Origin of the sequence: Roseobacter sp. N2S (assembly GCF_031454055.1) — a bacterium.
GTDB lineage: Bacteria > Pseudomonadota > Alphaproteobacteria > Rhodobacterales > Rhodobacteraceae > Amylibacter.
On sequence record NZ_JAVDQB010000019.1, the window covers coordinates 1 to 16,483 of the forward strand.

12 protein-coding genes and 1 tRNA gene are annotated in these 16,483 nt (G+C 53.8%); all 13 read left to right on the plus strand.

Annotated elements, in window-relative coordinates; genetic code table 11:
- Positions 1–368: 368 nt before the first annotated feature.
- The 13 genes from GGE09_RS23010 to rpoB all read left to right on the plus strand — a co-directional run bounded on the left by GGE09_RS23010 (position 369) and on the right by rpoB (position 16,416).
- Entirely contained in the window at positions 369–1,403 is a 1,035-nt protein-coding gene (locus GGE09_RS23010) for an aldehyde reductase (protein ID WP_309748405.1), read from the plus strand.
- 47 nt (positions 1,404–1,450) lie between these two features.
- Positions 1,451–2,620 carry a hypothetical protein gene (locus GGE09_RS23015; protein ID WP_309748406.1) on the plus strand — a complete coding sequence of 390 codons (1,170 nt, stop codon included), beginning with the start codon at positions 1,451–1,453 and terminating at the stop codon, positions 2,618–2,620.
- Between the two features lie 99 nt (positions 2,621–2,719).
- Positions 2,720–2,795, plus strand: a tRNA-Trp gene (locus GGE09_RS23020).
- A 94-nt stretch (positions 2,796–2,889) separates the two neighbouring features.
- A complete protein-coding gene (locus GGE09_RS23025) occupies positions 2,890–3,555 on the plus strand; it encodes a glutathione S-transferase family protein (protein ID WP_309748407.1) in 666 nt (221 codons plus the stop codon).
- 194 nt (positions 3,556–3,749) lie between these two features.
- Positions 3,750–7,037, plus strand: coding sequence for a Hint domain-containing protein (locus GGE09_RS23030; protein WP_309748408.1), 3,288 nt, complete (start codon positions 3,750–3,752; stop codon positions 7,035–7,037).
- A gap of 123 nt (positions 7,038–7,160) precedes the next feature.
- The gene (secE, locus tag GGE09_RS23035; protein WP_309748409.1) at positions 7,161–7,358 is read left to right on the plus strand and encodes a preprotein translocase subunit SecE; all 198 of its coding nucleotides are present in this window, start codon (positions 7,161–7,163) and stop codon (positions 7,356–7,358) included.
- A 159-nt stretch (positions 7,359–7,517) separates the two neighbouring features.
- Positions 7,518–8,051, plus strand: coding sequence for a transcription termination/antitermination protein NusG (gene nusG, locus GGE09_RS23040; protein WP_309748410.1), 534 nt, complete (start codon positions 7,518–7,520; stop codon positions 8,049–8,051).
- A gap of 160 nt (positions 8,052–8,211) precedes the next feature.
- Positions 8,212–8,637 (plus strand): 50S ribosomal protein L11, encoded by a 426-nt coding sequence (gene rplK, locus GGE09_RS23045; protein ID WP_309748411.1) that lies wholly within the window; start codon positions 8,212–8,214, stop codon positions 8,635–8,637.
- Complete coding sequence (gene rplA / locus GGE09_RS23050) at positions 8,637–9,335, plus strand: 50S ribosomal protein L1 (RefSeq protein WP_309748412.1); 699 nt, start codon at positions 8,637–8,639, stop codon at positions 9,333–9,335. The genes rplK and rplA overlap by 1 nt, the downstream gene beginning before the upstream one ends.
- Before the next feature lie 295 nt (positions 9,336–9,630).
- The gene (locus GGE09_RS23055; RefSeq protein ID WP_309748413.1) at positions 9,631–10,716 is read left to right on the plus strand and encodes a Hint domain-containing protein; all 1,086 of its coding nucleotides are present in this window, start codon (positions 9,631–9,633) and stop codon (positions 10,714–10,716) included.
- A gap of 332 nt (positions 10,717–11,048) precedes the next feature.
- Positions 11,049–11,567 carry a 50S ribosomal protein L10 gene (gene rplJ, locus GGE09_RS23060; RefSeq protein ID WP_309748414.1) on the plus strand — a complete coding sequence of 173 codons (519 nt, stop codon included), beginning with the start codon at positions 11,049–11,051 and terminating at the stop codon, positions 11,565–11,567.
- Between the two features lie 81 nt (positions 11,568–11,648).
- Entirely contained in the window at positions 11,649–12,023 is a 375-nt protein-coding gene (gene rplL / locus GGE09_RS23065; RefSeq protein WP_309748415.1) for a 50S ribosomal protein L7/L12, read from the plus strand.
- Positions 12,024–12,279: 256 nt separating this feature from the next.
- Positions 12,280–16,416, plus strand: coding sequence for a DNA-directed RNA polymerase subunit beta (gene rpoB, locus GGE09_RS23070; RefSeq protein WP_309748416.1), 4,137 nt, complete (start codon positions 12,280–12,282; stop codon positions 16,414–16,416).
- Positions 16,417–16,483: the final 67 nt, after the last annotated feature.

Consider the following 16,483-nt stretch of genomic DNA (forward strand, 5'->3'; position numbering starts at 1 on the left):
CTTTGCGATCCGCGAAGGCGGCCGCACCGTTGGTTCCGGTGTTGTTTCCAAAATCCTCGACTAAATGACCCAACCGGTTCTACCGGATTGTTGGTAGAAAATAAGAACGGCCATCCTGCAGGGTGGCCGTTTTGCGTTCTGGCCCCTGTTTCTTTTGAGCAGAAATACCTCGGGGTTTCAGGGAGCGCGCCCCTGAAGACAGGCGTGTCGTTGGATTGCTCTACCAATGGTCGTGATGAATTTGGGATTTTCCCATGATCATCCTGTGAAAACCGTGGAAACTCCCGCAAATCCAGACTTACCCATCGGGAAAAGACCTGCTATCCTCTGTTTGTATTTCACACGTGAGACGTGTTTTTGGGGACTGGATGTCACGTAAAAAGAAAATTCTTGTCACCGGTGGCACCGGCTTTATTGCAAAGCACATCATACTGCAGCTGTTAAACGAAGGTTTTGAGGTGCGCGCATCGGTGCGCAATCCGGCACGCACGGATGAAATCATGGCCGCCATGGTGGCCCATGCCAAAGACACCGACGACCTTGAAACCCGTTTGACGTTTTGTTCACTGGACCTGAACGCGGATGAAGGCTGGGACGTCGCGCTAAAGAACTGTTCCGCGCTGATGCACACGGCCTCTCCGTTTCCGATGGTCCCGCCCAGCGACGAGGATGATCTGATCAAACCTGCTGTTGACGGAACCCTGCGGGCTTTGCGCGCCGCCCAAGAGGCGGGTGTGGAGCGGGTGATTCTGACATCGTCCGTGGCGGCGATTTACAACAAGCGTCTGGCGGCTGGGCGCAGTCGGTATGATGAAACCGATTGGTCGGAAAGTAACTCTCCCCTTGCCACCGCCTATTCAAAATCCAAAACGCTGGCCGAAAAAGCCGCGTGGAATTTTGTGCGCGAATATCCCGAGATGAAACTGACCACCATAAACCCCTCTTTGGTTCTGGGGCCGCCACTGGACGCGACGATTGGCACTTCGTTGAAGCTGATCGCGCGGATCCTGTCGGGTAAAGACCCGATGGTGCCCAACTTGGGCATGGCTGTGGTGGATGTGCGCGACATTGCGGTAATGCATGTGCGGGCCTTGCAGCGCCCCGAAAGCATCGGCAGCCGGTTCATCGGGTCTGAACGGTTTATGTGGATGCAAGATATCGCGATGTTGTTAAAAGCCGAATACCCAGATCGCAAGATCGCCACCCGCCTTGCGCCCGATTGGGTGATGCGGATGATGGGGTTGTTTGACAAGGCAATCGCGGGGATTTTACCCTCTCTCGGGCAGGAAGTACCGCTGGACAACAGCGCCGCCGCCGAGGTTTTGGGTATTGAATTTATTGAGGCCCGTCAGGCCATCAAGACATCTGCTTCTAGTTTGATACGTGAACATCTGGTGCCATAAGCGCCTGAAACCTTTGTGCAATATTCAAAATACGGCCCCGCATCGGCATGACCAAAGACACGCCCCTTTCTTCGTCTGAAACAGCGCCGCAATGGGTGATCCGGCTGATTTGGGCGGTGGTGTTTCTGGCCCTGTTGCGCAATCTGTTCCCGCCCAATTCTTTCACCGCAACAGTGCTTATTTTTGATTACGATCACGGTCTGGTACGGCGCGGGTTCTGGGGATCTCTGCTGAACCTGTATTGGGGTGATACGGTATCCAAAGCCGAGGTGTTTGCCGCCAGCGCGGCATTGACGCTGGCAGGGTTGGCTGCGCTGTTGGGCGTATTATACCGCTTTTTCGGGCAGAGTTTTGCAGGGGCGCGGTTGTTGTTGCTGTTTGTCTGTTCCTTTGCCTTTTCCGCGATTATTGCCAGCACTGGTTACATTGATCTGGCGCTGATCGGGCTGGTGTCGATCGCGCTGCTGACCGATCCGCTGCGCCCTTTCGGGATCATACTGCGCTGTCTGGCCGTGGCTTTGGGTATGTTCATGCATGAAGTGATGCTGGCTTACTTCGTGCCCTTCCTGATCTATGATATCTGGTTGGCACGTCCGAACCTGCGCCGCGCGGCTGTGGCCCTTAGCCCCTTGCTGGTCGGCTTGGCCACCTTTGGTGTGCTGACGATCTGGGGGCAATTGCCCGAGTCTGAAGTGGCCGATTACATCGCCCACATAGAGTCAAAATCCGAGTTCACCGCCGAGCCGGAGGCCACCGTGGTGATGGAGCGCAGCTTATCGGATAATCTGGCGATGATGTCGGAAAAGCGCGGCATGGTGGATTACCGCAGCTGGGTTTTGTTTGACGGGTTGCCCTTGCTGGCCATGTCGGTTTGGCTGATTCTGCTGAACTTGCGCTTGCTGCCCGCGACCGCATCGCGGCTGACCAAACTGCTGCTGGTGGCAGCGATTGTTGCGCCCCTAAGCCTGAACATCATTGCCTTTGATGTGGTGCGTTTTGGCGCCATTTCGGTGTTGGTCGGGTTTCTGGTGCTGATTCCGCTGCTGCGCAGTGATGCTACGGCGATAGCGCGGTTGGATGCGGCCCTGACCTGGCCCTTGATGGTGGTGGTGCTGGTGTTGAACCTGCATGTGACGGTGAACCAAATGAACACCGGCGACAGGCAAGACTATGGCGCGCCTTGGGCCTTGGTGAAACAACTGGACTGGCTGCGCTAGAGCGTCCCGTGGCCGCCGCGCAATAAAGCCGTTTCAAATCCGTTTTCCCCTCTTGCATCACAACCCATTTGCCGTTACGCCACGGGTCAATCTGGTTCTAGGGGTTTAGCTCAGTTGGTAGAGCATCGGTCTCCAAAACCGAGGGTCGTGGGTTCGAGTCCCTCAGCCCCTGCCAGATTAAAGACCACCCATGACACTAAGGTGCGGTTGGCAGTTCTTACATTACGGTTGTTAGCTCGGGACTCTTTTACGGGTCTTATGGGATCAAGATGTGTATATCCATAACCAAGATAAACTGCGACGAAGAGGAAAATACTGTGCAGGTTCTTGGACGTCCAAATTCCGTCAATGTTCAAAAGGTTATGTGGTGTCTGGCAGAGCTTGGTCTGAAAGCAGACAGATATGACGTTGGGGGGGCGTTCGGCGGTAATGATCGCCCCGATTACCTTTTGCAAAACCCGAATGGAAAAATTCCGACGCTTATCGACGGGGATTATGTTTTGTGGGAATCTAATGCGATTGTGCGCTACTTGTGTGACAAGTCCAGAAGCGGCTCTTGGTATCCTGATAATGCCCAAAAGCGAGGCCACGCAAATCAATGGATGGATTGGTATCAGACCACATTGCATCGGCCAATGACGACCCTATTCTGGCAATTGGTTCGCACAGAGCCGCAGCTTCAAGACCAAGGGGAAATTAACGCGGCCATAGCTGAATGTTCTGCTTATTGGGCAATTCTGGATCAACATCTGGAACAGAGGCGCTACATTCTCGGCGCGCACATAACTATGGCGGATATCCCGCTTGGCTGTGCCGCTTATCGTTGGCATAGGATGGTATTTGACCGACCCGATTTGCCAGCGTTGAAAGCCTGGTGGACGCTGATTTCTGAACGATCTGATTACCAAAAACATGTCATGCTTCCACTCACCTAAACGCCTTGGCTTGGGGTGTCGTTCCTAATGTAATTGCTGTTTTGTTGCCGCTATGCCACAATTTAGCGCTGACTCTCCAATGGCTTAGAAGGCGCTGCCGCGTAATTGCCACATTCTGGTGGGACATTTCCTTAACAATCGGTGTGTCTAAACAAGAGCGATAATCGCCTGCGCCGATGGTTTGAGGCAAGCAGATGGCTGACTATACAGTCGGGATATACGATTTTGATCCGTATTTCACCTTCTCGCGGGATGCGGGCGGGACGCGGACGTATTCCGGGCCGGAACATTCCAGTGGAACAGCAACGATTACCGACAATGGCTCTGGCATTGAAGGGGCTTCGCTGGAAGACGACACCGCAGGTGAAACCGCGACGGTGAATTTTACCATCGGCGGGGAAACGTCAAACGGTGTGGGGGTCAGCGCCGAGGAAGTCTGGACGGTTGAAGACACAACCACCGGCGAAATCTTTCAGTTGGTCACCTTTCACGTGGAATCCGGTGATGCGAGTGGCTATTATACCCTGTCAGAACAACCGCTTGTCGTTGGGCATAGCTATCGCACCATCGCTTTTGATGACGAACCCGATGCGCAGGCGGGGGATGCTGTCTTTTCCTTTGCAGATTATGAATCCGACCTGAGCGACGGGATTGTTTCGGGCACATCCGGCGATGATGTGATCAACGGCAGCTATAACGGTGATGCCGACGGGGATGTGGTGGACGGCGAAGACAGCCCCACCAGCCCGCCGGTTGATGCTGTGTTTAGTTGGCAGGCACAGGGCGCGGACGAGCAGGATATTTCCGGCGGCGTTAGTGACACGGTCAGCGGTATCGAGGTTGATATTTCCTTCACCGATGACGGCAACTCCGAAGAAATTTCGTTGGAACACGGGACGCAATACGCAGGCGGGGATCCGTCGTTTGATCGCACCTCTGGCGTGGAAATCCGCGGCTCTGGCGGGGTTGGCGATACGTCGACCACGCGGATTGATTTTTCTTCGGCAAGCGGGTCGGGCTATCAGGATGAAGTGGAAAACGTTAAATTTTTCATCAACGATCTGGATACGGCCGGATGGCAGGATGTGGTCGGAATCAAAGCCTTTGATGCTGACGGGAATGAGATCACGGTCGATATCACCATTCTGGGCAATGAGACCGAATCCGGTGGTGTGATTACCGCTGGTTCGGGCAATGACACCGAGAACGAAGCTCAAGGGTCGGTGATGGTCGAAATCCCGGGTCCGGTGGCCTATATTTTGATCGATTATGACAATCTGGGCAATGCCTCCCAGAAAATGTTGCTGACCGACATTCATTTCCAAGCGATTCCCATTGGCGCCAACAGCGATGTGATTGATGCAGGCGCGGGCAATGACAGCATTGATGCAGGGCTGGACAGTGACACGGTTTATGGTGGCACGGGTTCAGATACGATCAACGCCAGCGAAGACGACGACACGCTGTTTGGTGGTGACGATGCGGATGTGTTTCAACTGGGCGACGGGCTGGGCAATGACAGCATCATCGGCGGCGAAGGGGGAACAGACAATGACACCATTGACGCCTCGGCGCTGACCAGTGGTGTGGATGTAACCTACACCGGGGATGAAGCTGGTACCATTGACGATGGCACGGGGCAGATCGCCAGTTTTTCAGAAATTGAGACCCTGATCCTGACGGCGCAAGATGACGTTGTAGATGCCTCGGCGGCGAGCACATCGGTGACGATTGATGCAGGGGACGGCGCGGATTCCCTGATCGGCGGATCGGGTGCGGATACGCTTTTCGGGGGCACGGGCGACGACACGCTGGCGGGTGGCGCAGGCGGGGATGGGCTGTTTGGCGGGTCCGGCATGGATTACGCGGACTACAGCAGTTCGGACGAAGGGGTGACGGTTGATCTGTCCACGGGCACCGGATCGGGCGGCGATGCAACGGGGGATACCTATAGCGGTATCGACGGGCTGATCGGCTCGGACTACGGCGATACTTTGACCGGATTCGACGGACAGGGCGGCGATTTCACCAACATCTTTTACGGCGGCGCAGGCGAGGACGTTTTGACCGGTCTTGGCGGCGATGACACGCTGTTTGGCGGTGATGACGCGGATAGCTTTGTGCTGACGGACGGTTTTGGCAATGACACTGTGACTGGCGGCGAAGGCGGGCAGGACAGCGATACGATTGATGCCTCTGGTTTGGCGGCGGGTGTGGATGTTGTCTACACAGGGAATGAAGCAGGAAGCCTGACCCAAGGCGTCGATTCTGTTACCTTTTCAGAGATTGAAGACCTGACGCTGACCAGTTCCAGCGACAGTGTGGATGCTTCGGCTACAACCAGCGGTGTATCCGTGGATGCGGGCGCAGGCGATGACACGTTGATCGGGGGATCGGGTGCGGATTCCCTGCAAGGGGGCGACGGGGCAGACAGTATTGACGGCGGTGGCGGCAACGACACAGTGTTTGGCGGCAGCGGCGCGGATTCACTGTCGGGCGGTGCGGGATCGGACACGGTTTACGGCGGCGCGGATGCGGATTCCATTGATGGCGGCGCAGGAGCCGACCTGCTGTATGGCGGCGCAGGCGCGGATACCATCACAGGTGGCAATGGTGCGGACACATTGCACGGGGATGCGGGCAGTGACATCCTTTATCTGGGCAATTCCGATCTGGCTTTTGGCGGCGACGGGGATGACACATTCATCATCGACGCGGCGCAGAACCAAACAGGTGGCACCACCATTGTGGGCGGCGAAGGCGATGAAGCGGGCGGGGACACGCTGGATTTCAATGGCGAACTGGACAAAGGTTCGTTGGTCATTACCGATGCGGATGACGCCACTGGCGGGCTGACGGGCTATGCTTATCTGCTGGACGGCACGCGGGTGGATTTTTCCGAGATCGAGAACATCATTTGCTTTGCGAAAGGTACAAAAATCCTGACCCATAGCGGTGAAAAGCCGATTGAGGATCTGGTCTGTGGCGATCAAATCCTGACGCTGGATCACGGGTTGCAGCAAATCCGCTGGATCGGGTCGCGCACGGTGCCTGCCACGGGTGATTTAGCACCTATTACCATCGCCAAAGACACGCTTGGCAACCATTCAGATCTGACGGTCAGCCCGCAGCATCGTATGCTGGTATCTGGCCCCGCAGCGGAATTGCTGTTCGGCCAGACCGAGGTTTTGGTGCCCGCGAAATATCTGCTTAGTTGGGACGGTGTATACCGCGCGCAACTGGCAGAGGTGGAATATTTCCACATGCTGTTTGACAGCCATCAAATCGTCCACGCCAACGGTGCGCGGGCCGAGAGCTTTCACCCCGGCGAAATCGCCTTGGGTGCGGTCTCGCACGAGGCACGCCGTGAAATTCTGGCCCTATTCCCCGAATTGGAGCAAGCCCCCACCGCCTATGGCCCTGCCGCCCGTTTCAGCCTGAAAGGGTATGAAGCGGAATTGCTGGGGCAGGGGATGGCATAAGGCGCCCATGTTATTCTCTGGCCATCAATCCTTTTGCAGTTCACTGGCCCGTGACACAGAGGCTCTTGAACTTTGTCATTTTCCCGCGTATCTGAACGCTTGCACGTAAAATAGGAGCCGGACATGGCTGTCACAAATCCATTGCAGTTCGCGCAGCAGGTTCGGGCCGAAGTTGCCAAGATCGTCTGGCCGTCCCGTCGCGAGACGGTGATCACGACCGGTATGGTCTTTGTCATGGCCTTTCTGTTCGCAGTGTTTTTCTTTACAATTGATCAGGTCACGCAATTGATCCTGTCCACTATTCTGTCAATGGCGGCTTGAATTAAGCGCTCTGGCAGGGTAGACGGCCCCATCCCAACTGAAATGGCGTGCATAGATTCGGATTGTGCGCCCTTTTTCTGTCGGGTTCGCGGTGTGTAAGCATCTGTAATTGAATGAATTTTGGCGGGATGTCCCGCCGTGGCAAAGGTGTCAGGCGAAATGGCGTTACGTTGGTATTCGGTTTCTGTGCTCTCAAACTTTGAGAAAAAGATTGCCGAAGCGATCAGAGAAGCGGTTGCTCAAGAAGGTCTTGAGGACGAAATCGCAGAGGTTTTGGTTCCGACCGAAGAAGTGATCGAGGTGCGCCGTGGTAAAAAGGTTCCGACCGAACGCCGCTTTATGCCGGGCTATGTGCTGGTGCGCATGGAAATGTCCGAAAAGGGCTATCACCTGATCAACAACATCAACCGCGTCACCGGCTTTCTGGGGCAACCCGGCAAACCAAGCCCGATGCGCGACCGTGAAGTTGCCTCGATCCTGAACCAAGTGGAAGAAGGTGCCGAACGTCCACGCACGCTGATCTCGTTCGAAGTGGGTGAAAACGTGAATGTGACCGACGGTCCGTTTGAAGGCTTCTCTGGCATGGTCGAAGACGTGGATGAAGGCAATTCCCGTCTGAAAGTAACTGTTTCGATTTTTGGCCGCGCAACGCCGGTCGAACTGGAATACACGCAGGTTTCAAAACAAACCTGAGTGGTCGGCAGGGGAAACCCTGCTATGCGGGTGAAAGCCCGTTCGTTTGTGGGAGGAAAGCAGCGCGCGCGCTGTGATCCGAACCACGCTAACCAAAGAGCGGTAACGCGTTATCGCTTGTAGGGTGGGTGCAAATCCACCGATGATAAAGGAGGCCGTAATGGCTAAAAAAATTGCTGGCAAGATGAAGCTGCAAGTTAAAGCAGGTCAAGCCAACCCATCCCCACCAGTCGGTCCAGCTTTGGGTCAACGGGGCATCAACATCATGGAATTCTGTAAAGCGTTTAACGCAAAAACAGCTGACCTTGAGCCAGGTGCACCTTGCCCGACAGTGATCACCTACTACGTGGACAAATCGTTCACGATGGAAATCAAAACTCCGCCTGCGTCTTATTATTTGCGCAAAGCTGCCAAACTGAAGTCCGGCGCGAAATTGCCTGGACGTGAAGTTGTTGGTTCCGTGTCCGTGGCCCAGATCAAAGAAATCGCCGAAGCGAAAATGAAAGATCTGAACGCAAACGACATCGAAGCTGCGATGAAGATCATTCTGGGTTCTGCCCGTTCTATGGGCATCGAGGTGAAGTAATGGCTAAGTATGGTAAAAGAACAACTGCCGCTCGTGCAGAATTCGCTGGCAAAGAAAACCTGTCCGTAGAAGAAGCTGTTGCGCTGGTGAAATCCAACGCAAAAGCAAAATTCGACGAGACTGTTGAAATTGCGATGAACCTGGGTGTTGATCCACGCCACGCTGACCAAATGGTTCGCGGCGTTGTGACCCTGCCAAACGGCACAGGCAAAACTGTACGTGTTGCAGTTTTTGCACGGGGCCCAAAAGCAGAAGAAGCAACTGCAGCCGGTGCAGACATCGTTGGTGCCGAAGACCTGATGGAAATCATTCAGGGCGGCAAGATCGAGTTTGATCGTTGTATCGCAACACCTGATATGATGCCAATCGTTGGTCGTCTGGGTAAAGTTCTTGGCCCACGCAACCTGATGCCAAACCCAAAAGTGGGTACGGTAACGATGGACGTTAAGGCCGCTGTTGAAGCTGCCAAAGGCGGCGAAGTTCAGTTCAAAGTTGAAAAAGCTGGTGTCATTCACGCCGGTGTCGGCAAAGCCTCTTTCGGCGAAGCGCAACTGGTTGAGAACGTAAAAGCGTTTGTTTCGGCTGTCCAAAAAGCCAAGCCAACAGGCTCCAAAGGCTCTTACATGAAACGTATTAACCTTAGCTCTACAATGGGCCCAGGTGTATCCGTTGATGTTGCTGGTACGCTTGCTGACTAAGTCACTGACTTAGGGCAAAATAGTTTTTGATTTGGGGCAGCGGGTAAACCGTCTGCCCCTTTTCCTTGGGCGGTTATCCGCGGTTTTCGGGTGGCGACTCCAATTTTAGACGCATTCTCTGTAAAAAATTGCTATGAATAAATGTGCAGAAAACAGTGGCTTGGCAAATGCCCCAGTGTTTTTTCCGGCTTGATTTGCTCTGCGCCAGCTAATCATCAACGATGTTGAGGGTTTAGTATCCTTTACATGGTTTTCTAGCTTTGAAACTGCGACTGCTTTTGCGGAAAGGGGAAGAATGCCTGATATTTTTAACGTTCTGTTTTTGGGGAATCTAACGGATATCGACACCGTTGATGGGGATAATGATGCTGAAAACGCCTCTGCGCTGGTGGGGATGACCTTTGGTGGGCAATCTGATGCGCTGGCGGCCCGCGTTCAGGAGTTTTCACCGGGATCAACAGGATATACGGGCGGAACAAATACCGCCTACGATCAGAATAATGCCCCTGCCGAAACATTTCGATTGGATGGCGGGGCGGAGCAAACGTTTGATTCCGCCGTGGTCTATAATGCGACGATTACTTACATCGACGGCACAACATCGAATATCACGGCAGTGGTTTTTCAGGATACAGATGGGAATACTTATCTTGCGCCGGAATTTTCCGCGAATGCGGATCAGGCCGCGCTAGAGGCGGCGCCGATCCGATCCCTGACGCTGGATAGTCTGTTAAGTAATGAATTTTCAGGGATGACCGGTTCCCGTCAGACAACCAATTATGTCACCTGTTTTACCGATGATGTGATGATCACAACCCCAGCGGGGGAATTGCCCGTGCAGCACCTTTCTGTTGGGGATCTGGTGCGTACGCAAGATAACGGGATGCAGCCCATTCGTTGGATCGGACGGGCGCAAACCCGTGCTGCGGGCGCAATGACGCCGGTGTGTATTTCGGCAGGGGCGCTCGGTGGTGGGGTCCCGCGGACCGATTTGATGGTGTCACAGCAGCATCGTATTTTGATCCGTTCAAAAATTGTGCGCCGCATGACTGGCGCGAGCGAGGTTTTTGTCGCCGCAAAAACATTGTTAGCCCTTGATGGGGTCACATTGGCTATAACTGCAGAAGATGTAACCTACCACCATCTGCTGCTTGATCACCATGAGGTGATCTTTGCCAACGGCATGCCGACAGAGTCCTTGATGACGGGCAAGCAGGCGCTATATGCAGTTGGACTGGGCAGTGTGCTAGAAATTATGACTCTTTTTCCGGGTCTGATCCACACTGCTGGCCAACCTGCGCGTCCCATTGTTAAGGGACCAAAGATTGCGAATCTGATTGCGCGCCACGTAAAAAACGGTGTGCCCCTGCATGCGGCTTGACCCGAAGGGCCGCCTTGGCGCAGAAAATTGCCGGAACCGGCGTATATCTGTTGCAGGGGGCTTGGCATTCCGATGTCAGGCGGTTAGGTAAAGCGACGCAGTAAAGCGTACGATTCGTCGTGCGCTTTTTCTGCTTTCGTCCAAGACGGTGAGTGCAGGTTTCCTGCTTAATTTCTTGCCTGAGACGGGGAACGAACAAAATACACGTGGTGAGAGCCTCGGGTGATTTGGGAGGGAACCGTAATTAAGGACCCTAAGTGCCAGAAATGCTTCGGCAAATCTGGTGAAAACGAGCCGGAGGGCGCAAGTCCTCCATAATTTGGAGCAATACTGTGGATAGAGCCCAAAAAGAAGCACTGGTCGGAGAACTCGGCCAAATCTTCACGGACTCTGGTGTAGTGGTCGTATCTCACTATGTCGGTCTTACAGTTGCAGAAATGCAGGACTACCGTGCGCGTATGCGTGAAGTCGGTGGTGCTGTGCGTGTTGCCAAAAACAAGCTCGCCAAAATCGCTCTTGATGGCACCCCATGTGAAGGCATTAAAGACCTGTTAACAGGTATGACCGTTTTCGCATATTCCGAAGATCCGGTAGCTGCGGCGAAAGCCACAGAAGCCTTTGCCAAGGACAACGCTAAGCTTGTCATTCTTGGTGGTTCTATGGGGGATAACCTTCTTGACGTTGCCGGTGTGAAAGCCGTTGCCGCTATGCCTTCCCGCGAGGAGCTTATCGCTTCTATCGTTGGTTGCATCGGGGCACCTGCTTCCAATATCGCTGGTGCGATTGGCGCGCCTGCCTCCAACATCGCGAGTATCCTCTCGACGATCGAGGAACGGGCAGAGGCTGCATAAAAACAACTGCAAATGTGAGGCCGGTTGGCGAATACAAAAACCACACCGGAAAACACAACTTAAACTGAACGGAAATATCAAATGGCTGATATCAAAGCACTCGCTGAAAGCATCGTAGGTTTGACCCTGCTGGAAGCACAAGAACTGAAAACACTGCTGAAAGACGAGTATGGCATCGAGCCAGCTGCTGGCGGCGCTGTAATGGTTGCAGGCGCAGCAGATGCTGGCCCAGCTGCAGAAGAAAAAGACGAGTTTGACGTAATTTTGAAAGCCGCTGGCGACAAGAAAATCAACGTCATCAAAGAAGTTCGCGCCATCACTGGTCTGGGCCTCAAAGAAGCTAAAGATCTGGTTGAAGCTGGCGGCAAAGCTGTCAAAGAAGGCGCAACCAAAGCTGAAGCTGAAGAAATCAAAGCCAAGCTGGAAGCAGCTGGCGCTGAAATCGAACTCAAATAATTTGGTCCGAACTTCGGTTCGGTACACTGAAAAAATGGCTGAATCCGCAAAAATGCGGGTTCAGCCGCTCACGTCTGTAAAGGCGCGTCTTTCAAGGGGCCTGATTCCCAGACCTCTTGAAAGACGCGGGACTAATTCGGGTGCGAAGGTTTGGGAACTTTTGCAAGAATGGAATTATCCTCGTGTTGATGGGACCAAGATCAATCGGTGCCCAACGATTGTGACAGGTGAACATTAAAATAAGGTGACGACGCGCATGGCTCAGACCCATTCTGGCTTTAAACGTATCCGTAAATACTATGGCAAAATTCGTGAAGTTTTGGATATGCCAAACCTGATCGAAGTTCAGAAAAGTTCATATGATCTTTTCTTGCGCTCTGGTGATCAAGCGACCCATACGGATGGCGAAGGTATTCAAGGCGTATTCCAATCGGTTTTCCCGATTAAGGATTTCAACGAAACAGCAATTCTGGAGTTCGTGAAATACGAACTGGAACGTCCAAAGTATGACGTTGAAGAATGTCAGCAACGGGACATGACCTATAGTGCCCCCCTGAAGGTGACACTGCGGTTGATCGTGTTTGATATCGACGAAGATACAGGCGCGAAATCTGTAAAAGACATCAAAGAACAAGACGTGTTCATGGGCGATATGCCTTTGATGACGCACAACGGCACGTTTGTTGTGAACGGCACAGAGCGGGTTATCGTTTCCCAGATGCACCGCTCCCCAGGTGTGTTCTTTGACCACGACAAGGGTAAAACCCACTCCTCCGGTAAATTGCTGTTTGCCTCGCGGATTATTCCGTACCGTGGGTCATGGCTCGACTTTGAATTTGATGCGAAAGACGTTGTTTTCGCGCGGATCGACCGTCGTCGTAAACTGCCTGTGACCACCCTGCTTTATGCGCTGGGTCTGGATCAGGAAGGCATTTGTGATGCCTATTATGATACCGTGAACTACTCGCTGGTTAAGAAGAAGAACGGTTGGGCAACCAAATTCTTCCCGGACCGGATTCGCGGCACCAAGCCAACTTACGACATCATTGACGCCAGCTCTGGCGAAGTGATTGCGGAAGCGGGCAAAAAGGTAACGCCACGGACTGTTAAAAAGCTGAAAGACGAAGACAAGGTTTCCGAAATCCTTGTGCCTTTCGAACATCTGGCAGGACGCTATTCGGCCAAAGACATCATCAACGAAGAAACCGGTGAAATCTGGGTTGAAGCGGGCGATGAGCTGACGATCGAATACGATAAAGACGGCGAAATCAACGGCGGCACAATTCCGTTGTTGCTGGACAATGGTGTGACCGAGGTTCCAACGCTGGACATCGACAACATCAACGTTGGCCCCTACATCCGCACCACAATGGCTGTTGATAAAAACCACCACCGCGACACGGCGTTGATGGATATCTACCGCGTTATGCGTCCGGGTGAGCCACCCACCGTTGAAGCCGCAAGTGCCTTGTTTGACACGTTGTTCTTTGACAGCGAACGGTATGACCTGTCTGCTGTTGGTCGTGTGAAAATGAACATGCGTCTGCAACTTGATGCAGAAGACACCCAACGCACCCTGCGCAAAGAAGACATCATCGCCGTGATTAAGGCGTTGGTTGATCTGCGCGATGGCAAGGGCGACATCGACGATATTGACCACCTTGGTAACCGTCGTGTGCGTTCCGTTGGCGAGCTGATGGAAAACCAGTACCGTGTTGGCCTGCTGCGGATGGAGCGTGCGATCAAGGAACGGATGTCCTCTGTCGAAATCGACACGATCATGCCGCAAGACCTGATCAACGCAAAACCTGCTGCGGCTGCCGTTCGTGAATTCTTCGGCTCTAGCCAGTTGTCGCAGTTCATGGACCAAACCAACCCGCTGTCCGAAGTGACGCACAAGCGTCGCCTGTCTGCGCTTGGGCCTGGGGGTTTGACCCGCGAACGTGCCGGCTTTGAGGTGCGCGACGTGCATCCAACGCACTACGGTCGTATGTGTCCGATTGAAACACCCGAGGGTCCGAACATTGGTTTGATCAACTCTCTGGCGTCTTTTGCGCGGGTGAACAAATACGGGTTCATCGAAACACCGTATCGCAAAGTGACCGATTCGCATGTGACTGACGAAGTTCAGTACATGTCGGCCACCGAAGAAATGCGCTACACTGTGGCGCAGGCCAACGCGCAACTGGATGCGGATGGTAAATTCACCAATGATCTGGCGTCTTCGCGTCAGGCTGGGGAATATTTGCTGACCGCGCCTGCCAACATCGACTATATCGACGTTTCACCAAAACAGCTGGTGTCTGTTGCGGCGTCTTTGATCCCCTTTCTTGAAAACGATGACGCCAACCGCGCATTGATGGGATCGAACATGCAACGTCAGGCTGTTCCACTTGTACGGGCCGAAGCGCCCTACGTGGGGACTGGCATCGAAGAAGTTGTTGCACGGGATTCCGGTGCTGCGATCACGGCGCGCCGTGGTGGTATCATCGACCAAGTTGATGCGATGCGGATTGTTGTACGTGCGACCGAAGATCTGGAGCCGGGCGATCCGGGTGTGGATATCTATCGTCTGCGCAAGTTCCAACGTTCGAACCAGAACACCTGTATCAACCAACGCCCGTTGGTGAAAGTTGGCGACAAAGTATCTGGCGGCGAAGTTATTGCCGATGGTCCGTCCACTGATCTGGGTGAACTGGCGCTGGGGAAAAACATCCTCGTCGCGTTTATGCCTTGGAACGGCTACAACTACGAAGACTCGATCCTGATTTCTGAACGTATCGTGAAAGACGACGTGTTCACATCAATCCACATCGAAGAATTTGAAGTTGCCGCCCGTGACACGAAACTTGGGCCAGAGGAAATCACCCGTGATATTCCAAACGTAGGCGAAGAAGCCCTGCGTAATCTGGATGAAGCCGGTATCGTTTACATTGGTGCCGAGGTTGGTCCTGCGGATATTCTGGTTGGTAAAATCACTCCAAAAGGCGAAAGCCCGATGACACCGGAAGAAAAACTTCTGCGCGCCATCTTTGGGGAGAAAGCATCCGATGTGCGTGACACATCCTTGCGTCTGCCACCCGGGGATTACGGTACTGTAGTTGAGGTTCGTGTTTTCAACCGCCACGGCATTGAAAAAGACGAACGTGCGCTGCAGATCGAGCGGGAAGAAGTTGAACGCCTGAGCCGTGACCGTGACGATGAAATGCTGATCCTTGATCGCAACATCTACGCCCGTTTGCGCTCTTTGCTGGAAGGCCAAGCTGCTGTTAAAGGTCCAAAAGGTGTTAAAGCCGGTTCGACCATTGACGCAGAATTGCTGGAAAGCCTGAGCCGCGGCCAGTGGTGGCAACTGGCCTTGTCTGACGACAAGGACGCCGCCGAGGTTGAGGCCCTGAACGCGCAATACGAAGTGCAGAAGAAAGCACTGGAAGCCCGTTTCGAGGATAAAGTCGAAAAAGTCCGTCGTGGTGACGATCTGCCGCCAGGTGTGATGAAGATGGTCAAAGTCTTCATCGCGGTGAAACGCAAACTGCAACCAGGGGATAAAATGGCGGGTCGTCACGGCAACAAAGGGGTTATCTCCCGCGTTGTTCCGATCGAAGACATGCCGTTCCTTGCCGATGGTACGCCGGTTGACTTCTGTTTGAACCCGCTGGGTGTTCCATCGCGGATGAACGTGGGTCAGATTTTGGAAACGCATATGGGTTGGGCCGCACGCGGCTTGGGTCAAAGCATTTCCGAAGCCCTGCGCGACTATCGCCGGACGGGGGATATGTCCCCTGTGAAGGCCGCGATGAAAACCGCTTATGGCGATGATCTCTATGCTGAAGTCATTGAAGACATGACGGAAACAGAGTTCCTTGAAGCGGCTGGTAACGTCACCAACGGTGTGCCGATTGCGACACCTGTTTTTGACGGCGCAAAAGAGGCTGACGTGAACGATGCGCTGACGCGTGCCGGTTTCGAAACCTCTGGTCAGTCCATCGTGTTTGATGGCCGCACAGGCGAGCAGTTCGCACGACCTGTAACGGTTGGCGTCAAATACCTGCTGAAACTGCATCACCTTGTGGACGACAAAATCCACGCGCGTTCCACCGGGCCATACTCGCTCGTCACACAGCAGCCGCTGGGTGGTAAAGCACAGTTTGGTGGTCAGCGCTTCGGGGAGATGGAAGTTTGGGCACTGGAAGCCTACGGCGCCGCTTACACCTTGCAGGAAATGCTGACGGTGAAATCGGATGACGTTGCAGGCCGGACCAAGGTCTATGAAGCCATCGTTAAGGGCGAAGACAATTTCGAGGCTGGTATCCCGGAATCGTTCAACGTTCTTGTTAAGGAAATCCGCTCGCTCGGTTTGAACATCGAGCTGCTGGACGCGGAATCAGAGTAACGGCGGAATATTCCCACCCTGCGATTGTCGCGGGGTGGGGCCAATTCCACCATTGCTCGATACTTGA

What these genes read in the sequence shown, in the direction of transcription:
- GGE09_RS23055 (WP_309748413.1), top strand. Translation starts at nt 9,631, where the DNA reads ATGCCTGATATTTTTAACGTTCTGTTTTTGGGGAATCTAACGGATATC.
- nusG (WP_309748410.1), top strand. Translation starts at nt 7,518, where the DNA reads ATGGCGTTACGTTGGTATTCGGTTTCTGTGCTCTCAAACTTTGAGAAA.
- GGE09_RS23025 (WP_309748407.1), top strand. Translation starts at nt 2,890, where the DNA reads ATGTGTATATCCATAACCAAGATAAACTGCGACGAAGAGGAAAATACT.
- GGE09_RS23015 (WP_309748406.1), top strand. Translation starts at nt 1,451, where the DNA reads ATGACCAAAGACACGCCCCTTTCTTCGTCTGAAACAGCGCCGCAATGG.
- GGE09_RS23030 (WP_309748408.1), top strand. Translation starts at nt 3,750, where the DNA reads ATGGCTGACTATACAGTCGGGATATACGATTTTGATCCGTATTTCACC.
- rplK (WP_309748411.1), top strand. Translation starts at nt 8,212, where the DNA reads ATGGCTAAAAAAATTGCTGGCAAGATGAAGCTGCAAGTTAAAGCAGGT.
- rpoB (WP_309748416.1), top strand. Translation starts at nt 12,280, where the DNA reads ATGGCTCAGACCCATTCTGGCTTTAAACGTATCCGTAAATACTATGGC.
- rplL (WP_309748415.1), top strand. Translation starts at nt 11,649, where the DNA reads ATGGCTGATATCAAAGCACTCGCTGAAAGCATCGTAGGTTTGACCCTG.
- rplA (WP_309748412.1), top strand. Translation starts at nt 8,637, where the DNA reads ATGGCTAAGTATGGTAAAAGAACAACTGCCGCTCGTGCAGAATTCGCT.
- GGE09_RS23010 (WP_309748405.1), top strand. Translation starts at nt 369, where the DNA reads ATGTCACGTAAAAAGAAAATTCTTGTCACCGGTGGCACCGGCTTTATT.
- secE (WP_309748409.1), top strand. Translation starts at nt 7,161, where the DNA reads ATGGCTGTCACAAATCCATTGCAGTTCGCGCAGCAGGTTCGGGCCGAA.